This window comes from Polaromonas sp. P1_G4 (assembly GCF_056405475.1).
Genome location: NZ_JBFUCA010000536.1, coordinates 1 through 2,776, shown reverse-complemented (window position 1 = coordinate 2,776; position 2,776 = coordinate 1). Strand labels below are relative to the sequence as shown.

The window sequence follows — 2,776 nt, the reverse complement described above, 5'->3', positions numbered from 1 at the left end:
ATGCCTCACTCATGGCTGGTTTTGGCTGGGTTGCTGGCCTGGCAAGAGGCGCCCGGCAGCGGTGAGCTGCTTGTGGATATTGTTAATTTTGAGCACCGGCAATTGTAGTCCGGACGAGGAGTTATCCACAAAATAATTGATCCGGGTTTCAACCTATTTTGGGCACTGGTTTGGGGTATGTAGCGACCCGGTTCGCCGCATCTCAGCCTTTACCCCAAATGGGCGGGCTAACTTGTTGCCAGTGTTAGGAAATCTGCGATAATCATGGGTTTCCCTGATTCGCGGCGGGTTTTGCCTGCCTTGAAGACTTGCAGAGATGGTTGTGTTGTACGGCCACCAAGATCATTCGAATCGCCCAAAGCAGTGTGTCTTATAACTAAGGCAAGGTAACGGCAAAGGGGAAAGCTTTGTAGCTGACCGGCTAGTAGGACTCAATCATGAAACGCACATACCAACCATCCAAAGTCAAACGCGCTCGTACGCACGGCTTCCTGACCCGCATGAAAACGCGTGGCGGCCGCGCAGTGATTGCTGCACGCCGCGCCAAAGGCCGCAAGCGCCTGGCCGTATAAGCCTGTTTCCTGCTGGCCATTCGCAGTTTTTTAAACTGACGCCTGGCGCTCGTGCAACGGCTTCAAACCCGACCCCAGTTCCAGGCAGTTCTTGCCGGCGCCATTGTTGCAAAAACAACGCACTTCGCATTGCACCGCAATGCGCTGGACGCAAAGCCCGTGCAAGCTGAGCCAGGCAAGCTGGCTGATGTGATCGCGGCAAGGCCGCTGTTTCCCGTACAGGATGTCTGGCTTGGGGCCATGGTTCCCAAACGCTGGGCCAAACGCGCCGTCACACGTAACGCCATCAAACGACAGATCTACACCGTGAGCGCTGATTTTTCGCATCAGTATCCTCAGGCTGCTTTTGTGGTCCGCTTGCGGCGTGATTTTTCGCGCAAGGAATTCATCAGTGCGACGTCCGAGCAGCTCAAGCTGGCGGTACGCACCGAAGTGCTGGCGCTGATGCAGGCAGGAGCCAAGGCGCCATGAGCTCCGTTTTTGCTGCACTGGCACCTCTTTTCCGTTTGCCGCAAACCCTGCTGATTGGCCTGGTCAAAGGCTATCGCTTGTTGCTCAGCCCATGGCTGGGCTCAGCCTGCCGGTTTGAGCCGACGTGTTCCGCCTATTCACTGCAGGCCCTGCAGCAGCACGGCGCAACAGTCGGCAGCTACCTCACCTTGCGCCGGCTGGTACGCTGCCATCCCTGGTGCGATGGCGGGCACGACCCGGTGCCGCCTGTTCCCCTCTTTTCCCGCCTGGCCACCCCTGTGGCCTCCACCCCTTCTAAAAAGACGCCGTCATGAACGACATCCGCCGCACCATCCTGTGGGTGATTTTTGGTTTTTCCATGGTCCTTTTGTGGGACCAATGGCAGGTATATAACGGCCACAAGGCGACCTTTTTCCCGTCAGCCACGCAAAGCGCCAAGGCACCGGTCGCGGGCTCCTCTGCACCTGTAGCTGCCGGCGCTACGGCTTCTTCCGTGCCTGCGCCGCAGGCTGCCAACGCAACGCCAGGCGCGCCTGGTGCCGTGCCGGCAGGCGCTCCATCGATCGCGCCGTCGACCGCCAAAGAACGCTTCGTTGTGAATACCGATGTGCTCACGCTGACCTTTGACAGCGAAGGCGGCACCCTGGTGCACTCGGCATTCGTCAAGTACAAGGACCAGGCGCACACGGCCGAAGGTTTTGTCTTGATGGACGAAAGCGCAAGCCGTGTTTATGTGGCGCAGACAGGACTTGTTACGGCACCCGGCACCACCGGAGGCTTTCCTACCCACAAAACGCCAATGGCCGTGGTTCCAGGCGAACGAGCGCTGAAAGAAGGCCAGGACGAACTGCAGATCAAGTTTGAGTCGGCGGAAGTCGGCGGCGTCAAGCTGGTCAAGACCTACACCCTGAAACGCGGCGCTTACGACATTGCGGTGCGCCACGACATCGTCAACACCGGCACAGCCGCGGTGTCGCCCCAGCTGTATCTGCAGCTCGTGCGTGACGGCAACAAGCCGCCCGGAGAGTCTTCTTTTTATTCCACCTTCACCGGCCCGGCGATTTATACCGAAGCCAAGAAATACCAAAAAGTGGAATTCAAGGACATCGAGAACAACAAGGTTGACGTCGAAAAGCAGGCCACCAATGGCTATATCGCCATGGTCCAGCATTACTTTGCAACTGCCTGGATTCTTCCGGATGGTCTCAAGCGCGACCTGTTGTTCCAGAAGGTCGCCAACAACCTGTATTCCGTCGTCATGATCACGCCGCTGGACACCATCGCAGCAGGCACGACCAAGTCGGTCGAGGCGAAATTTTTCGTCGGCCCCCAGGAAGAAAAAACACTGGAAGCCATTGCACCGGGCCTGGAGCTGGTGAAGGACTACGGCTGGTTGACCATCCTGGCCAAGCCACTGTATTGGCTGCTCGACAAACTGCACGGCTTCATCCATAACTGGGGCTGGTCCATCGTGGCTTTGGTGCTGCTGCTGAAAATCGCGTTCTACTGGCTCAATGCCAAGGCGTATGCCAGCATGGCCAAGATGAAGGCGATCAATCCCAAGATCATGGAAATGCGTGAACGCCTGAAAGACAAGCCGCAGGAAATGCAGCAGGCGATGATGAAAATCTACAAGGAAGAAAAAGTCAACCCGATGGGCGGCTGCTTCCCGATCATGATCCAGATCCCCGTGTTTATCGCGCTGTACTGGGTGCTGCTGTCCAGCGTTGAAA

4 protein-coding genes are annotated in these 2,776 nt (G+C 57.3%); all 4 read left to right on the top strand.

Translation table 11 applies throughout. From position 1 onward, the window contains the following. Positions 1–437: 437 nt before the first annotated feature. The gene (rpmH, locus tag AC1D1X_RS20110) at positions 438–572 is read left to right on the top strand and encodes a 50S ribosomal protein L34 (protein ID WP_007862708.1); all 135 of its coding nucleotides are present in this window, start codon (positions 438–440) and stop codon (positions 570–572) included. Between the two features lie 51 nt (positions 573–623). Further along, positions 624–1,043: a ribonuclease P protein component gene (locus AC1D1X_RS20105; RefSeq protein WP_477670431.1), complete on the top strand. Its 420-nt coding sequence runs from the start codon at positions 624–626 to the stop codon at positions 1,041–1,043. Next, positions 1,040–1,357: a membrane protein insertion efficiency factor YidD gene (yidD, locus tag AC1D1X_RS20100; protein ID WP_477670432.1), complete on the top strand. Its 318-nt coding sequence runs from the start codon at positions 1,040–1,042 to the stop codon at positions 1,355–1,357. The genes AC1D1X_RS20105 and yidD overlap by 4 nt, the downstream gene beginning before the upstream one ends. Continuing rightward, positions 1,354–2,776 (top strand): membrane protein insertase YidC (gene yidC, locus AC1D1X_RS20095; RefSeq protein ID WP_477698994.1); only part of this gene is annotated, 1,423 nt, incomplete at its 3' end. The genes yidD and yidC, both read left to right, overlap by 4 nt.